This window comes from Streptomyces sp. NPDC060002, from assembly GCF_042737245.1.
Classification (GTDB): domain Bacteria; phylum Actinomycetota; class Actinomycetes; order Streptomycetales; family Streptomycetaceae; genus Streptomyces.
Genome location: NZ_JBHWUW010000005.1, coordinates 124,123 through 140,183, shown reverse-complemented (window position 1 = coordinate 140,183; position 16,061 = coordinate 124,123). Strand labels below are relative to the sequence as shown.

Here is a 16,061-nt window from a genome sequence, read left to right as displayed (position 1 = left end):
CCTCCCTCAGTGGCCGGTCTTCGGGTTGTACGTGGCGGACTCCACCGGAATCTCGACCTCGACGGGGTCGGACGCGGCGAAGTGCAGCTCGACGGTCACCGTCCTGCCCCGTACCGGCTTGCTCTTCAGCTTCTCGAACATCAGGTGGTTCCCGCCGCTCTTGAACACGAGTTGACCGTGCGCGGGCACGTCCAGGGACGTGACCTCCTCCATCGACGACCCGACGGTCTCGTGGAGGGTGACGCTGTCCGCCGCGGTGCTCGTCACGGAGGTCAGCTCGTCCTTCGTACCGCCCTTGTTGACGATGGTCAGGAAGCCGGCGGCCATGGTGTCCGAGACGGGCTGCGGGATGTAGGCGGCCCGGACGGACAGTTCGGCCCGCCCGTCGGAGTCCGACCCGCACCCCGTGAGCAGCAGCGCCCCGGTGATCACGGTGAGGGGCGCGGCGAGCAGCCGGACGGGCCCGGCGGGCTTCGCACGCCTCACGGGTTCGCGCCCTTGACGATCTTGGGGAGGTCCTTGGTGTAGTCGTCGACGGTGGCGTCCTCGCCGTACAGGAGGTATCCCCCGTCGGTCTTCGGGGAGAAGGCGACGACCTGGGTGCCGTGGGTGGAGACGATCTTGCCGTTCTTGTCCTTGTGCGGCGCCTCGACGGAGATGCCGAGGGTGCGGGCGGCGGCCTGGATGGTCGCGAACTTCCCGGTCAGGCCGACGACCTGCGCGTCGATGCCCTTGAGCCACTTGCCGAGCGCGGCCGGGGTGTCGCGGTCCGGGTCGGTGGTGACGAAGACGACGCGCAGCTCGTCCTGCTCGGCCTGGGACAGCTGCTTCTTGGCGACGGCGATGTTGTTCATCGTCAGCGGGCAGACGTCCGGGCAGTTGGTGTAGCCGAAGTAGATCAGCGTCGGGTGGCCCGCGGTCTCCTTGCGGAGGTCGTAGCTCTTGCCCTGGGTGTCGGTGAGGACCAGGTCGGGCTTGGTGAAGGGCTGGTCGAGCACGGTCGCGGCCTGCTGCTTGCCGTCCTCGGAGACGACGGCGACGGGGCTGCCGCCGCTGTCGCCGCTGCCGCAGGCGGAGAGGGTGAGGGTGGCGGCGGCGAGCAGCGCGGCCACGGCGAACGTCTTCTTGCGCATAGAAAAATGTCCCAGATGTGTGAACTCCGGCGCGCACCGGGGTGTACGGGGCGGGTTGTACGACAGGGGCGTGCGTACGGCCCCGGTGCGCACCGTCGAGAAGCAGGCGTCGGGCGACGACGGCCGCCCGACGCGGGGGTGGGGCTCAGGCCTCGGTCGTGGTCCGGCGGCGGCCGGCGAGGACGCCGTACGCCACACCGGCTGCGCCGACGACGATGCCGACCACGCCGAGGACCCGGGCGGTGGTGTCACTGCTGTCGGAGTCGGAGGCCGCCTCGGTCGTCGAGGCGGCCGCCTTGGCGTCGTCGGCGGACTCGTCGGAGGCGTCCTCGGCGGTCGTGCCGTGGGAGTGCTCGTCCTCGGAGGCGGCGGCCAGGGCGAGCACGGGGGCCGGGTTCTCCGGCTCCTCCGCGCCGTCCTCCTGGACCTCGATCCAGCGCACGACCTCCTTGTTGGAGTACGTCTGGATCGCCTTGAAGACGAGTTCGTCGGCGTCCTCGGGGAGCGCGCCGACGGAGACCGGGAACTTCTGGAAGTAGCCGGCCTCGATGCCCTTGCCGGTGGCGGTCCAGGTGATCTTGGAGACGGCCTCGGAGATCTGCTTGCCGTGCAGCTCGATGGGCTTGGCGAGCTTCGACTTGGTGACCTCGATCTTCCAGCCGTTGATCGGCTCCGGCATCGCGGAGGCCAGCGGGTGGTCGGTCGGGAAGGTGACCTCGAGCCTGGTGGTCGAGGCGTTGTCCCGCTCGTTGGGAACCTTGAAGTCGACGACCGCGTAGCCGCCCTTGGCGGCGGTGCCCTCGGCGGCGACGCTGACGTGCGCGAAGGCGGGCGAGGACAGGACGAGAACGGCGGAACCGGCGACGGCAGCGGCGGCGGCGACGCGGGAGGCGATACGAGAGGCCTTCATGACAGCGAGCACTCCACTCTGAGTGAATCTGCGGGTGAGAGAGGCGTGGGCACGGAGGTGCGCACGCGCGCGTGCCGCACGACAGCGGCCGTTCCCCCCGGGTGCGGTGGAGTGCTGGTCGTGTCGCGTCAGGCAGCGAGGACGAGAAGGGATACGTCCGGCGGGCCGCGCCTGATCACCGAGTGCTGGAGTGCGGTGGTACGGGGTGCGGGCGCTGTCGCGAGCAGGGCGGTGCGCGGTACGCGCGGTCCCGCCCCGGGTACGGCGGGCAGCCCGGCGAGCAGGGCGCGCGCCAGTGCGAGCGCCCCGCGCAGGGAGCGTACGAGCGCCCCCTCGGCGATGCCGTGGGCCGACAGGGCGAGCAACCGCAGCAGGGCCGTGTCGCCGCGCCGCAGCAGCCATCCGGCGGCGACGGCCGCGAGGAGGTGGCCGAGCAGCATGGGCAGGGACGGCAGCAGGGACATCGAGGTGCCGGCGGTGGTCAGTGCGTCCGCGGGGTGGTGCGCGGATCCCATCCCGCTCATGCCGCTCATGTCCGCAGCGCCCGCGGCGGCGTCGCCGTCGCCACCGCTCGTGTAGAGCCGGGCGTCGACGAGGATCCGCTGGGCCTGGGCGGGGCTGATCGCCGCCGCCGTTGCCCCGCACACCAGCCGGGCCGCCCGGGCGACGAGCGTGGCGTCGGACATGGCCGACGCCGTGGTGGAGGCGGAAGCGGTGACGGAAGCAGTGACCGAGGCGGTGTGCTGGCCGAGTCCGAACAGCGTGTGCAGCACGGTCTGCCCGACCGCGAGGAGCACCGCTATGCCCGGCAGCGAGCGCTCGCGTCCGGCGAGCGGTACCACGACCGCGAGGGCGCCCAGGAATCCCGCGCCCAGTGTCCACAGCGGAACCGTGGCGCAGGAGGCGATGGTGTGCCCGGCCGCGGCCAGCACGACGCAGACCGCGGCGAACACCGAGGCCCGCAGCAGCCGTAGATCGCGACCTGAGCGCTCGCTGTGGGGGGCAGTCATGGCGGGCTCATCATCGCACTGGCCTCACCGCGGCCATACGGCAGGTCCACAAGATTCCGTACGATGCGGAAGATCACCTTCTGTGATGACTGGTGCGACTGATGACCCTGAGTCCTACATACACCGATTTCATAGCCGCGGGCATCCCCCATATGGGCGGCATCACGTGGAATTCGCGCTTACGCAGGGCCTTGAGGGGCAATACGTATCGGTATGTCGAGCCGCGGCCTGGAGGCTGGAGCATGAGCATCTGGTGGTCACTCCATCTGCGGCGTGATGCCGCGAGCGTTCCGCTCGCCCGCCGCCTGCTGCTCGGCACGATGGAGACGGCGGGCGTCGATCCCGACGTCAGTTACGACCTCTCCGTCGCCCTGAGCGAGGCCTGTGCCAACGCCGTCGAGCACGGCGGGGGCGCCGCGCGCGGCGGCTGTTCGGAGGCGTACCGCGTCACCGCCTATCTCGACGGCGAGAAGTGCCGCATCGAAGTCGCCGACTCGGGGCCGGGTTTCGCCGGCGGGCGCACCTCCCGGGCCGACCGCTCCGTCCACAGCGACACCTACGCCGAGCACGGCCGCGGCCTCTACCTCATCCAGGAACTCGCCGACCATGTCCACATCGGCAACAAGCCGGGGCGCAACGGCGCGGTGGTGAGTTTCGACAAGATCCTCAAGTGGCGCAAGGACGCTCCTCTCATGGCCGTCTGACCGTCCGTCAGGCGCGCCGGGCGCCGATCTTGGCCGGTCAGGGCCGGTAGGAGTCCTTCCGGCAGCGGGAGTTCAGCTTTCTCAGCACTCACAGGTTCCTCTCAGCGTTCCCCCATGCCGCTGACTGGTGGCGTTCCTACGTTCATGTTCATGACGGGAAACCACAAAGACTCCACCATCACCCGGCGTCGCGCCCTCGCGGTGACCGGCGGCACGGTCGCGGCCGGCGGACTCGCCGTCGCCGGGTACCAGTCGGCCTTCGCGGACACGGCCGCGGACACCGAGGCGAGCGCGTCGGCGTCCGCCACCTCGACCTCGACGAGCAGCAGCTGCATGACGCTGATGACGAGCGTCACGGAAGGGCCCTACTACCTCGACGGTGCCTTGGTGCGCAAGGACATCACCGAGGGCAAGAGCGGTGTGCCGCTGACCCTGCGCCTCACCGTCGTCGACGCCACCGACGGCTGCACGCCGGTCCCCGGAGCCGCCGTCGAGATCTGGCACTGCGACGCCTGGGGCTACTACTCCGGCTACACGACCGCCAACCCCGGCGGCTCGGCCCCGGCGGAGAGCGAGGACGGCTCCACCGCCGACGACAACACGTACCTGCGTGGCTACCAGATCGCCAACGCCAACGGGGTCGTCAAGTTCGAGACGATCTTCCCGGGCTGGTACACCCCGCGCACCTGCCACATCCACCTCAAGGTGCACACGGGCGGCGAGAAGGAGGACGGCACCTACGAGGGCGGCAAGGTCAACTACACCGGCCAGCTCTTCTTCCCCGACGACGTCGCCGAGGAGATCTTCACGCTGGAGCCCTACTCCCGGCACTCCGGCAGCTACACCACCCTCGACAACGACATGGTCTACGACGGCGGTGGCACCTCCAGCGGCCTGCTGACCCTGAAGGCCGTGCACAAGGCCGACCCCTCCAAGGGCTACAAGGGGTCCATCACCCTGGGTGTCGACCCCGACGCCGAGAGCACCGGCGCGGGCAGCGGAGGCGGCGGCACGCCCCCGAGCGGCGAAGCCCCGACGGGCACCCCGCCGAGTGACGCCCCGTCGGCCTCCGCCTCCTCATAAGGTCGGGACATGACAAGCCGTGAGGACGAGGCGCTCGCGCGGGCCGCGGTGGCCGCGCTGACGGGGCAACTGGCCCTGGCTCCCAAGCCGGGCCTGCCCGACCCACGCGACCTGGCCGCCCGCGTCACCCGCAAGGACCACTGCGGGCTGCGCTGGTCGGCCAAGGCGCTCGCACCCGGCCTCGCGGCGATGGCCGCGGCCGCCCGCCGCACCGGCGAACCCACGCCCCGGCTCCGCGCGGAGCTGGGCGCGATCGGGAGGTGCACCGAACACTCGGTGGGCCTCGCCGGCGGCGGGCACCGGGGCGCGCTGTGGACGCTCGGCCTGCTGGTCGCGGCGGCCGCCCTCGACACCCGCGCGCGGGGCGTCGACGTCGCCGCGACCGCCAAGCGGATCGCCGCCCACCCCGACCGGGCGGCTCCACGGCGGCCCTCGCGAGGCGCGACGGTCTCGGCGAAGTACGGCGCGGCCGGCGCCCGCGGCGAGGCACGCGCCGGATTCCCGCACGTACGGCGGGCCCTGGACGCGCTCGCCGCGGCCCGCTCGGCCGGCGCGGACGAGCCCGAGGCGCGACTCGACGCCCTGCTCACCGTCATGTCGACGCTCCAGGACACCGAACTCCTGCACACCGCGGGCCCCCTGGGTCTGCGTCATGTGCAGGCCGGTGCCCGCGGCATCCTGGAGGCGGGCGGTACGGCGACCCCGGCAGGCCGCGCGGCCCTCTCCGACCTCGACACCGACCTCCACACGCGCGCGTGGAGCCCACGCGGCAGCGCGGGCCTCCTGGCGGGCGCGCTCTTCGTGGACGCCCTGCCCGTCGCCGTACTCACCCGGGCGGCCTGAGCCGGACGAGGACGGGGCTCTTCAAGCCGCCTCAGGGCGTGCTCAGTGCGTGCTCAGGGTGTGCGGTGCCGTCAGGTCGCCGGGATCAACGCGACCGGGGGCTCGGTCGTCCGGTCGGCTGCGGCCCGCCGGGCCGCCGGGCCCATCGCGTACGACGCCGCGACCATCGCCGCGCCCAGCAGCAGCCAGCCCGGCGTGCCCCACTCGACCAGCAGCCAGGTCAGGACCAGCGGGCCGAGGGTACGGGCCACCGTGACGCCGGTGCCGAACAACCCCTGGTACTCGCCTACGCGGTCGGCCGGCGCCAGGTCGAAGGAGAGCTGCCAGGAGCCCGCGGACTGCCCCATCTCCGCGACCACCTGCAGCACCGACCCCAGCACCAGCACGCCCGTCGCAACCCACGGCGAGGCACCCGCGGACAGGGCGAACACCGCGCACGCGGCGCACATCACCCAGCCCGCCCGGCGCACCGCGCGCGTGGCGCTCGCCAGTCCCGTCACGCCACGCGCCGCCCGTACCTGGAACACCGTCACCACGGCGGTGTTGAGCACGAACAGCGCGGAGACCAGCCAGGCGGGCGCCCCGGTCCGCTCGGTGATCCACAGCGGCAGCACCAGACTGAGCAGCGGCATCCGCAGCAGCAGCACGGTGTTCAGGAGCGCCACCAGGGCGTACGGCCGGTCCCGCAGCACGCCCAGGCCGCTCCCGCGCGGACGGACGCCTCCAGGGGCCACCCGGGGCAGTCCGGCGAGCAGCGAGGCGCACACCAGGAAGCTCACCGCGTCGACCACGAACACCGCGAGGTACGCGTCCCGTGTCCCGGCGTGCAGCGCGAGCCCGCCGAGCCCGGCGCCCACCGCCAGACCCGCGTTCAGCGTCGCCTGGAGCCGCGCGAGCAGCCCCGTCCGCTCCCCGGCGGGCACCAGCCCGGCCAGCAGGGACTGCCGGGCCGCCGCGAGCCCCGACTGCGCGGCCGCGTACCCGCACGCCACGAGCACGAACGGCACGAACCCGCGCACGAGGGTGAAGGAGGCCACCGCGAGCCCGGTCGCGAGGGCCAGCAGCACCGCCGTCCCACGCGCCCCGCGCCGGTCGGCCAGTCGCCCCAGCGGCACCCCGGCCAGTGAGCCGACCGCCCACCCGAGGGTGAGCCCGAGGCCCACACGCGCGGGGGCGAGACCGATCACCTGGGTGAAGTACAGGGCCGACGTCGTGTAGTACGCGCCGTCCCCGACCGAATTGCTCAACTGGGCGAGAGCGAGCAGCCGCCTTGGGCGAGTCTTCGACATACCGATGACGCTAGATCCGCAGTGGGCCGCTCGACAGCACCAATCACAGGCCGTGAAGCTGGTCCAATCCGGGGCAGACCCGGGGCCGATCCGGGTTCGTTCCGAGGCCGATCCCGTCCGACCCTGGTCTGATCTGAGGCCGGTCCCCGTCGGACCCGTGGCCGGTCCCGGTCGGACCCGTGGCCGGTCCCCGTCGGACCCGTGGCCGGTCCCCGTCGGACCCGTGGCCGGTCCCCGTCGGACCCGGACCGGATCCGTGGCCGGGGCGGGTTCGGGTCGGACAGGAATCACGGCGTGGGGCCCGTCGACCAGGTCGTCGGCCGCGCCGTCGTCAAGGCCGCCGGGTCCGGTCCCGGTCAGTTCAGGCCCAGGACCTTCGTCAGTACGTCCAGCGCCTCCGGATACAGCCGCTCCCGGGGCGTCCCGTACCCCACGACCAGCCCTTGGGGACGTCCCGCGCCGGGAGTGTGCCAGTGCTCGCCGAGACGGCCCACCGCGAGCCCCTCCGCCTCGGCGCGCGCGAGCACCTCCGCCTCGTCGTCGACCTCCACCAGCGCGTGCAGCCCGGCCGCGATCCCGCGCACGCCCCGGCGCGCGCCCACCCGTTCCAGGAGCAGGTCCCTGCGGCGGCGGTATCGCAGCCGGCACGCGCGCACGTGCCGGTCGTAGGCGTGGCTGTGGATCAGCTCGGTGAGCGCGAGCTGCCCGATGGACTCGGTGTGGTGGTCGCTGTGCAGCTTGGCGTCGGCGACCGCGTCCACCAGCTGCGGCGGCAGCACCATCCAGCCGAGCCGCAGCGCGGGCCCGAGCGTCTTGGAGGCGGTGCCCAGATAGACGACCTGCCCCGGCGCCATCCCCTGGAGCGCGCCGACCGGCTGCCGGTCGTAGCGGAACTCCCCGTCGTAGTCGTCCTCGACGATCAGCCCGTCACGCGCGCGTGCCCACTCGGTCAGCGCCCGTCGCCGCCCCGGATGCAGCGTCACACCGGTCGGGTACTGGTGCGCGGGCGTGACGACCACGGCCCCGGCGTCGCCCAGTTCCCCGACGCGCACCCCGCGCTCGTCCACCGGAACCGGCGTCACGGTCCCGCCGTTGTGTCGTACGACCTCGCGGTGGAAGGGCAGCCCCGGGTCCTCCATCGCGATCCCGGCGTCGCCCAGCACGCGCGTGAGGAGCGCGAGGCCCTGCACGTACCCGGAGGTGATCACGATCCGCTCCGGCGGTGCGATGACGCCCCGCGCCCGCCCCAGATACCCCGAGAGGGCGGTGCGCAGCTCGATGCGGCCGCGCGGGTCGCCGTAGTCGTACGCCAGTGAGGGCGCCGTCGCGATGGCCCGGCGCAGCGCGCGCAGCCAGGCCGCGGCCGGGAACGCCCCCACGTCCGGGCTCCCGGGCCGCAGGTCGAAACGCGGCTCACGCGCGCGTGCGGCGGCGCCCGTCGGTTCGGCGGCGTCGGAGGGCAGGGCCGCGACCCGGGTGCCCGAGCCCTGCCGCGCCGTCAGATAGCCCTCGGCGACCAGCTGGTCGTAGGCGGCCTTCACCGTGTTGCGCGAGATGCCGGTCTCGGCCGCGAGCCGCCGGGTGGCCGGCAGCCGGCTGCCGGGCGCCAGCCTCCCCTCCCGCACGGCGTCCCGCAGAGCCCGCTCCAGCCCGGCCCGCCGCCCTTCGGCGGCATCCGGTTCCAGATGCAGGTCGACGCCGACCCCGGACCAGAAGTCGTTCACACAGTCCCCCCTGGACGGTCCCCCGGATCCACCGGATCCCCCTGGACATGTCGATGGCCGGGCACCCGTCAGTACCCGGCCGTCGACCATCGATGTGTCAGCCCTTCAGCGAAGCCATCCAGGCCTCGACCTCGTCGGAGCGGCGCGGCAGGCCGTCCGACAGGTTCCGGTTGCCGTCCTGGGTGACGAGGATGTCGTCCTCGATCCGGACGCCGATCCCCCGGTACTCCTCGGGCACCGTCAGGTCGTCGGCCTGGAAGTACAGCCCGGGTTCGACCGTCAGCACCATGCCGGGCTCCAGCGTCCCGTCGACGTACGACTCCACGCGCGCGGCGGCGCAGTCGTGGACGTCCATGCCGAGCATGTGACCGGTGCCGTGCAGCGTCCAGCGGCGCTGGAGGCCGAGCTCCAGGACCCGCTCGACCGGGCCCTCGACCAGGCCCCACTCGACGAGCCGTTCGGCCAGCACGCGCTGTGCCGCGTCGTGGAAGTCGCGGTACTTGCCGCCGGGCTTGACGGCCTCGATGCCGGCCTCCTGGGCGTCGTACACGGCGTCGTAGATCTTCTTCTGGATCGCCGTGTACGTGCCGTTGATCGGCAGCGTGCGCGTGACGTCGGCCGTGTAGAGGGTGTGGGTCTCCACGCCCGCGTCGAGCAGCAGCAGGTCGCCGGAGCGGACCGGGCCGTCGTTGCGTACCCAGTGCAGCGTGCAGGCGTGCGGACCGGCGGCGGCGATGGTGCCGTAGCCGATGTCGTTGCCCTCCACGCGTGCGCGCAGGAAGAACGTGCCCTCGATGTAGCGCTCGCTCGTCGCCTCGGCCTTGTCGAGGACCTTCACGACGTCCTCGAAGCCGCGGACCGTCGAGTCGACGGCCTTCTGGAGCTCGCCGATCTCGAAGTCGTCCTTGACGAGGCGGGCCTCGGAGAGGAAGACGCGCAGTTCGGCGTCGCGCTCGGCGGTGACCTTGTCGGTCAGGGCCGCCTCGATGCCCGCGTCGTGGCCGCGCACGACCCGTACCGGGCCGGTGGCCTCGCGCAGCCGGTCCGCCAGCTCGCGCACGTCGGAGGCCGGGATGCCGTACAGCTGCGCCGCCTCGGTGAGCGAGTGCCGGCGGCCGACCCACAGCTCGCCCTGACCGGACAGCCAGAACTCGCCGTTCTCGCGGTCGGAGCGCGGCAGCAGGTAGATCGTGGCCTTGTGGCCGTCGGCGACGGGCTCCAGTACGAGGACGCCGTCCTCCGTCTGGTTGCCGGTGAGGTACGCGTACTCGACGGAGGCGCGGAAGGCGTATTCCGTGTCGTTCGAGCGGGTCCTCAGGTTGCCCGCGGGAATTACCAGGCGCTCGCCGGGGAAGCGCGCGGAGAGCGCGGCGCGGCGGGCGGCGGTCTCGGCGGCCTGGGCGATCGGCTCCAGGTCACGCAGTTCCGTGTCGGCCCAGCCGGACTTCATGCTCTCGGCCAGCTCGTCGGAGACGCCTGGGTACAGGCCGTTCTTCCGCTGCTTGGTGGGCTCCTCGGACTCAGTCTCCGGGCCCGCTGCGGCAGCAGCGTCATCCGGCACAGCCGGGGTGAGCTCGTCGGCCACGGTCATCCTCCTTGATACGGCACTGGACCCCCTCCATCGTACGGACGTACGTAAGGGGGCCCAGCGCCGATGGACCTGTTGCCGGGCCGGTCACCCGATGTCACCGCCGCGCTACTCGAATCGGGCCGCCAGCAGCACCACGTCCTCGTCGCTGTCCCGCTCGGCCGCCCCGTCCGGCAGGAGCGTGCGCAGCACGTGGTCGGCGATCGCGCCCGGGTCGTGCCGCAGCTGCTTCGGGACCCCGGCGGCAGCCGCGTGCAGCCGGGCGAAGGCGCGGTCGACGGGGTCGCCGGTGCGGTGCAGCAGGCCGTCCGTGTAGAGCAGAACCGTCTCGCCCGGTTCGGCCTCCAGCTCGACGCTCGGCGCCTCCCAGCAGGCCAGCATGCCCAGCGGGGCGGAGACGGAGGTCTCCGCGAACTCCGTGCGCCGCTCGCCGACCAGCAGCGGCGGGCAGTGCCCGGCGCCGGCCAGAGTGATCTTGCGAAGGGCGGGTTCGCAGTAGGCGAACAGGGCGGTGGCGGACCGGGCGGGCTCGGTCAGCCGGAGCAGCAGCTCCAGGTCTGACAGGACGGCGACGGGGTCCTCGCCCTCCATCACGGCGTACGCCCGCAAGGAGGCGCGCAGCCTGCCCATCGCGGCGACCGCGCTCGGCCCGGACCCGGTGACGGACCCGACGGCGAGGCCCAGGGCGGCGTCCGGCAGGGGCAGCGCGTCGTACCAGTCGCCGCCGCCGCGCGGGCCGGTGTGATGCCGGGCGGCGAGCTGGACGCCGGGCACGCGCGGCAGCCGGGAGGGCAGCAGTTCCTCGGCCATCGTCTTCATGCACGCGCGCGTGCGTTCGAGTTCCAGGAGCCGCGCCAGGTGTTCGGCGGCGTACCGGATGTACAGGCCGATCAGGTGGCGCTGACGTTCGTCCGGCTCCGCGGGTTCGGCGTAGAGCCATACGGCCGCGCCCAGGCGGCCGGGAGCGCCGTCCGTCTCCAGGGGCAGCGCGTAGCTGGCGGCGTAGCCGAGGCGGGCGGCCACTTCGCGGTGGCGGGGGTCCATGCCGTCCTCGGCGAACAGGTCGGGCTCGGCGATCTCCCCCTCGCCGCCGGGCAGCCCCTCGAGGATGCGGCCGTAGGACAGGGCGCTGCGCGGCACGGTCTCGATATGACCGAGGTCGGCGCGGCCGAGCCCCAGTCCGATCATGCTGTCCGGTCCGAGCCGGTCGGCGGGCTCGAAGACGACGAGACCGCGCCGGGCGCCCACGAGGGCGGCTCCCGCGTGCAGCAGCTCCTGGAGGGCGTCCGGCAGGGCGTCCGTGCGGGTCAGGCGTTCGGTGAGTTCGTGGAGGGTGGTGAGATCGGAGACCCAGCCGGCGAGCCGGTCCGTCAGGAGAGCGTTCGGGCCGGTGGAGCCGGGTGCGCCGGAGGGGGCCGCAGGGACCGTCGGGGTGCCCGGGGTGCCCGGGGTGGCGGGCGCGGGCGCGACAGTGTGTGCGGGCGAGGGAACCGTTGAATCGATTCCAGCCACTTTCGGAGGGTGAGGGGCGTTCATGGCGTCCGGCTCTCGGACCGGAGCGTATTGCTCAAAAGCATCGCAAACCCCCATGTCATTCTGCGCCGCTAGCGGTGTCTCCACATGTACACGCACTCGTGAGGGGATGTCCAGCATTGTCCTGCTGGGATTGCTGGTGTCCGTGGGGTCTTCGGGAGAATCGGGCACAGTTCTTCCGGCTCCCTTGCGTAATCGTAAAGTTGGCTTAAAAATGCCTCGGGTAAGGGGTGATTGCGGTCGACTGGGCTTGCTCCACGGAGCGTCACAGCGGTCTTGGTGGGTACGTACTCGGTAAGGGCCAGGTGTCGTCGGGAGCTCGTAGGGAGCCTTCCGGAACCTGGTGACCGGCCCGGGCGTCATAGTCATCGACGACCGTGCCCCATCCTCCCGTGGCGGAGGCGGAGAGAAATACGCGCGACGGTAAACGCCAGACTTCGCCACCCCACGCCACGCCCAGGCACCAGATGGATGCACGTCGGACGGAGTGGCCGCGCAAGCAGCCACCGCTCGACCCTGAGGGGTTCCCCCTGTCCCGTACAGGTACAGGGGTGTGATGCGCCAACAGGTACGCACAGTGAAGTGATCGACACATGATGTGATGTGGCCCACGGTGTTGCCAGCGGTGCAACGGAAAGGAACGAGCGCTCATGCGCGAGATCCTCGGAAAGCGACGCAGGCTCCTGTCCCAGTCCCGCGACAGAGGACCTGAGTTGATCGACTCGGCCCTGACCTTCGCGACGGACTGGCAGTGGCCCGTCCTCCCGGGCGTGCCGGCGGACCCGCAGGGGCGTTCCCGCTGCGGCTGTCCCGACCCGGAGTGCACGGTCCCCGGTGCTCACCCCTTCGACCCCGGCCTTCTCGCGGCCACCACCGAAGCGCGCATGGTGCGCTGGTGGTGGACCAACCGGCCGACCGCACCGATCATCCTGGCCACCGGGGACACAGCCCCCTGCGCGGTCAGCCTCCCCGCCCTCGCGGCCTCGCGCGCGCTCGTGGCGCTCGACGGGCAGGGCATACGCCTCGGCCCGGTGGTCGCCTCGCCCACCCGCTGGTCGATCCTTGTCCGGCCGTACACGATGGAGCAGCTGGGTGAGCTGCTCTACGCCAAGGACTTCGTGCCCGGCTCCCTGCGCTTCCACGGCGAGGGCGGCTACATCGCCCTGCCCCCGTCCGAGACGGGCCGTGGCGACATCTGGTGGGAGCGCGCGCCGCTGCCCGGTTCGGCCTCGCCCTGGGTGCCCGACGTCGAGGCCGTGGTGGACGCCGTCGTCGACGCCCTCACTCGTACGGGTGTGAGCGCACCCGAGTTGTAGGGGTGTCGGGCGCGCGCCGGACAGGACACCGGCGTCCGCCCTCTATCTTCCGCTACATGAACCTTCGTCTCCTCGCCCTCGGGGGCGCCGTGGCAGGCGCGATCGCGCTACCTCTGGCCATGGCGTCCGCGGGGCCGGCCGGCGACGAAGGGCGTACGGCCGGACCGGTCGAAGTGGCCGATACACGTGCCACCGGCGGCACGGATCCGAAGGCGCCGCCCGTCGAACCCTCCCGGTCCCCGCTGCTGCTCGGCCTGGGGCTGGCCACCGCCGCCCGCTGCGGCCCCGAACTCACCTCCCCCGACGGCGTGGAGGCGCAGACCTGCGTGCTGTCCCAGGGTGAGGACAGCTGGGCGCGCACCTACTACCGCAACGCCACCGGACGCGCCCTGGACGCCTTCCTGAGCCTCATGGGGCCCGAGGGGCGCACCGTGCGGACGCGCTGCGCGGTGGGCGCCGAGGACGAGCCGGAATCCTGCGAGACGCCCCATGAGCGGACCCGGGGCGAACCGGCGTCGTACACGGCGGTCGCGGAGTTCGCGCGAGCGACCGACGACGGGCCGCTGCTGCTGCGCTCCGGGAGCAACTCCCGGGCGAAAGCGGGCAGTTGACGTGCGACCGCGCACTGTAAACGGAGCCGGACACGGAAAAACCCGGTTGCTGACGACGGGGGATGCATCAGCAACCGGGCAACTCGAACGGTAACAAGAGATCTGCTCCACGCAAATTCGATCTCTTGTTTTCATCGGTATTCCGGACACCGGCGAATCGGCGCTTCTCGCGTCGACTCACCCTGCGCGGGCGGTAGTTGTGAGCGGAGTCACGCAGCACGCCGACGCAAGGGGCGCTGACCGGTCGGTCGGTTCGGCCGGGGTCCGTACCTGTGTGTCAGCTGAGCGTCACCTGTCGGTTGGTCAGGCCGCCGCGCGCGCGGCGCTCGTCGGCCGTGAGCGGCGCGTCCGAGGCCAGAGCGGTGGCGAGCCGTTCGGCGAACTCGGTGGCCGGCTTCTCCACGTCGTCCGCCGTGACCGCGCTCGGCAGGTCCCAGACCGGCACCGTCAGACCGTGCGCCCGGAAGGAGCCGACCAGGCGCGTGCCCTCCCCGAGGCTCGAACGGCCCGCCGCGTGCAGTCGCGCGAGGGCGTCCAAAAGCCGCTCCTCCGGGTGCGGCATGACCCAGCGCAGGTGGTTCTTCTCCGGCGTCTCGCACCAGTACGCGGCGTCCACACCGGTCAGCTTCACCGTCGGGATCGCCGCCGCGTTGGCCCGCTCCAGGGAGGCGGCCACCTCCGGCGCGGCGTTCTCCGGGTCCGGGACCCAGAACTCGAAGCCGCTGTGCACAACTGGCTCGAACACGCCTTCGGCGTCGAGCAGATCCTGCATCCGCGGGCCGTCGGCCGGGGCCCGGCGTGCCGTCACCGGAGTGCCGGGGTCCGCCTCCAGCGCCCGCCGCAGGGTGTCGGCCAGGTCGCGGCTGATGTCGCCCGACGGCGTGTCGTTCTGCAGGCCGAGCAGCACGGAGCCGTCGTCGCGGCGCAGGGCGGGCCAGGCCATCGGCAGCACGGTGGCGAGCGTGACGGACGGGACGCCCTCGGGCAGACCGCCCTTCAGCGTCAGCGTGACCGTGGCGGCCGGCACCAGCTCACGCAGCGCCACCCAGTCGCCCTCGCCCGGCAGGCCCTCGAAGGGTCGCTGGACCAGCTCGGTCACGGCATGCGCGGCGGCCCGGCCGTGACAGGCCTTGTAGCGGCGGCCGCTGCCGCACGGGCAGGGCTCCCGCGCGCCGACGACCGGGATGTCCGCGTCGGTGAGCTGCGGCCGCTTGGCCGTCGTCTGGGGTCGCTTCTTGGCCATCTGGGTGTCTCCCGGGTACGGCTCGTCTGGTACGGCGGGAGCCTAGCCGTTCGCACGCTCCGGCACGGGAACCTGTGGACGACGCGGGGGCTGTGGACAACGATCACCGCGCTCCGCCCTGCGGATCTCCCGGGCCGTCTCTGCCTTTCCCCGACCGGCTCCGACGGGCCCCGACCGGCTCCGACGGGCCCCGACCGGCCCCGACCGGCCCCGACCGGTCTCCGAGTGTCCCCGGCCGGTCTCCGAGTTGTCTGGCCGCCTGCGCTCGTCTCCGGCCGTCTCCGGTCAGTCCAGGTCGTCGAACGCGTCCGCGAAGTTCAGGCCGGGCATCGACGCCACCGAAGGAGCCGCGACCCTGGACGCGAAGTCGTCGCGCCGGCAGCCCGCGTCGGGGTCGTAGACGTCCGCGTGGACGATGACCCACACCGTGACCTCGCCGCGGGCGTCGTCCCGGACGCCCCAGTCGTCGGCCAGTGCCGTGATGATGTTGAGCCCGCGGCCGCCGTGCGCGGTGACGGACGGGGTGGCCGGGGCCGGACGGGTCGGGCCGCCGCCGTCGGTGACCTCGACCACCAGCCGGCCACCCGGATCGACGCGCCACGCGGCCCGGACGTCGCCGTCCCCGGCCAGGGCGTCGCCCAGGGGCCTGCCGTGCTTGCACGCATTGCTCAAGAGCTCGGAAAGGATCAGTACGGCGTCGTCGATGACCGATTCCGACACCCCACCCGTGCGCAACTGATCACGCATGCGGTGTCTCGCGTTCCCCACGCCCGCAGGGCCATGGGGTACGGCCATGCTCGACGACGCGGGCACCTCCTGTGCCACCACCAACGCCACCCCCGAGACCTCCTTCGCCCCACGCCACGGTGTGAATGCCCCATTGGCCTGTACCGGAAACCGGCCAATGCGGCCCCGGAGACGCATTCGTCATGATCGAACACGGACCGAACGCGCCGGAGCACTCCCTGTGAGGGGCCTGTCAGCGAGTGGCTGAATTTGGACGGTATGGCTGAGAACGGAGGATGCTGTAACGGCGCTGTGGGGTCAAGAGGTATGGACGAGGCTTCTGTGACT

Annotated in this window: 15 protein-coding genes; 5 read left to right on the top strand and 10 right to left on the bottom strand. The window is 72.4% G+C overall.

Annotated elements, in window-relative coordinates; translation table 11 throughout:
* Nucleotides 1–6: 6 nt before the first annotated feature.
* The 4 genes from ACFWBD_RS07370 to ACFWBD_RS07355 all read right to left on the bottom strand — a co-directional run bounded on the left by ACFWBD_RS07370 (nt 7) and on the right by ACFWBD_RS07355 (nt 3,053).
* On the bottom strand, nt 7–486 hold the full coding sequence (locus tag ACFWBD_RS07370) for a copper chaperone PCu(A)C (protein WP_385663926.1): 480 nt from the start codon (nt 484–486) through the stop codon (nt 7–9).
* Nucleotides 483–1,133, bottom strand: a complete 651-nt coding sequence (locus tag ACFWBD_RS07365; RefSeq protein ID WP_385663923.1) for an SCO family protein — start codon at nt 1,131–1,133, stop codon at nt 483–485. The genes ACFWBD_RS07370 and ACFWBD_RS07365 overlap by 4 nt, the downstream gene beginning before the upstream one ends.
* A gap of 145 nt (nt 1,134–1,278) precedes the next feature.
* Nucleotides 1,279–2,043 carry a YcnI family protein gene (locus tag ACFWBD_RS07360; RefSeq protein WP_385663920.1) on the bottom strand — a complete coding sequence of 255 codons (765 nt, stop codon included), beginning with the start codon at nt 2,041–2,043 and terminating at the stop codon, nt 1,279–1,281.
* A gap of 128 nt (nt 2,044–2,171) precedes the next feature.
* On the bottom strand, nt 2,172–3,053 hold the full coding sequence (locus tag ACFWBD_RS07355) for a hypothetical protein (RefSeq protein ID WP_385663918.1): 882 nt from the start codon (nt 3,051–3,053) through the stop codon (nt 2,172–2,174).
* 242 nt (nt 3,054–3,295) lie between these two features.
* On the opposite strand from ACFWBD_RS07355, the gene ACFWBD_RS07350 reads away from it, so the two are divergent.
* The 3 genes from ACFWBD_RS07350 (at nt 3,296) to ACFWBD_RS07340 (ending at nt 5,683) form a co-directional block, all read left to right on the top strand.
* Nucleotides 3,296–3,757, top strand: coding sequence for an ATP-binding protein (locus ACFWBD_RS07350; protein ID WP_385663916.1), 462 nt, complete (start codon nt 3,296–3,298; stop codon nt 3,755–3,757).
* Between the two features lie 144 nt (nt 3,758–3,901).
* The gene (locus ACFWBD_RS07345; protein WP_385663914.1) at nt 3,902–4,840 is read left to right on the top strand and encodes an intradiol ring-cleavage dioxygenase; all 939 of its coding nucleotides are present in this window, start codon (nt 3,902–3,904) and stop codon (nt 4,838–4,840) included.
* A 9-nt stretch (nt 4,841–4,849) separates the two neighbouring features.
* On the top strand, nt 4,850–5,683 hold the full coding sequence (locus tag ACFWBD_RS07340; RefSeq protein WP_385663912.1) for a triphosphoribosyl-dephospho-CoA synthase: 834 nt from the start codon (nt 4,850–4,852) through the stop codon (nt 5,681–5,683).
* 71 nt (nt 5,684–5,754) lie between these two features.
* On the opposite strand, the gene ACFWBD_RS07335 is transcribed toward ACFWBD_RS07340, so the two are convergent.
* The 4 genes from ACFWBD_RS07335 to ACFWBD_RS07320 all read right to left on the bottom strand — a co-directional run bounded on the left by ACFWBD_RS07335 (nt 5,755) and on the right by ACFWBD_RS07320 (nt 11,937).
* Nucleotides 5,755–6,972 carry an MFS transporter gene (locus tag ACFWBD_RS07335; RefSeq protein ID WP_385663909.1) on the bottom strand — a complete coding sequence of 406 codons (1,218 nt, stop codon included), beginning with the start codon at nt 6,970–6,972 and terminating at the stop codon, nt 5,755–5,757.
* Nucleotides 6,973–7,328: 356 nt separating this feature from the next.
* Nucleotides 7,329–8,696: a PLP-dependent aminotransferase family protein gene (locus ACFWBD_RS07330; RefSeq protein WP_385663906.1), complete on the bottom strand. Its 1,368-nt coding sequence runs from the start codon at nt 8,694–8,696 to the stop codon at nt 7,329–7,331.
* 97 nt (nt 8,697–8,793) lie between these two features.
* Nucleotides 8,794–10,287: an aminopeptidase P family protein gene (locus ACFWBD_RS07325; RefSeq protein ID WP_385663903.1), complete on the bottom strand. Its 1,494-nt coding sequence runs from the start codon at nt 10,285–10,287 to the stop codon at nt 8,794–8,796.
* 105 nt (nt 10,288–10,392) lie between these two features.
* Complete coding sequence (locus ACFWBD_RS07320) at nt 10,393–11,937, bottom strand: SpoIIE family protein phosphatase (protein ID WP_385664188.1); 1,545 nt, start codon at nt 11,935–11,937, stop codon at nt 10,393–10,395.
* A 530-nt stretch (nt 11,938–12,467) separates the two neighbouring features.
* Between ACFWBD_RS07320 and ACFWBD_RS07315 the strand changes: the two genes are divergently transcribed.
* Nucleotides 12,468–13,133 carry a bifunctional DNA primase/polymerase gene (locus ACFWBD_RS07315; RefSeq protein WP_385663900.1) on the top strand — a complete coding sequence of 222 codons (666 nt, stop codon included), beginning with the start codon at nt 12,468–12,470 and terminating at the stop codon, nt 13,131–13,133.
* Nucleotides 13,134–13,189: 56 nt separating this feature from the next.
* A complete protein-coding gene (locus ACFWBD_RS07310; protein WP_385663898.1) occupies nt 13,190–13,744 on the top strand; it encodes a hypothetical protein in 555 nt (184 codons plus the stop codon).
* 277 nt (nt 13,745–14,021) lie between these two features.
* Here ACFWBD_RS07310 and ACFWBD_RS07305 read toward each other — a convergent pair whose 3' ends face one another.
* Together ACFWBD_RS07305 and ACFWBD_RS07300 are read right to left on the bottom strand one after the other, a co-directional pair.
* Entirely contained in the window at nt 14,022–14,987 is a 966-nt protein-coding gene (locus tag ACFWBD_RS07305) for a DUF5926 family protein (RefSeq protein ID WP_385663895.1), read from the bottom strand.
* 285 nt (nt 14,988–15,272) lie between these two features.
* Nucleotides 15,273–15,911, bottom strand: coding sequence for an ATP-binding protein (locus tag ACFWBD_RS07300; RefSeq protein ID WP_385663893.1), 639 nt, complete (start codon nt 15,909–15,911; stop codon nt 15,273–15,275).
* Between the last annotated feature and the right edge of the window lie 150 nt (nt 15,912–16,061).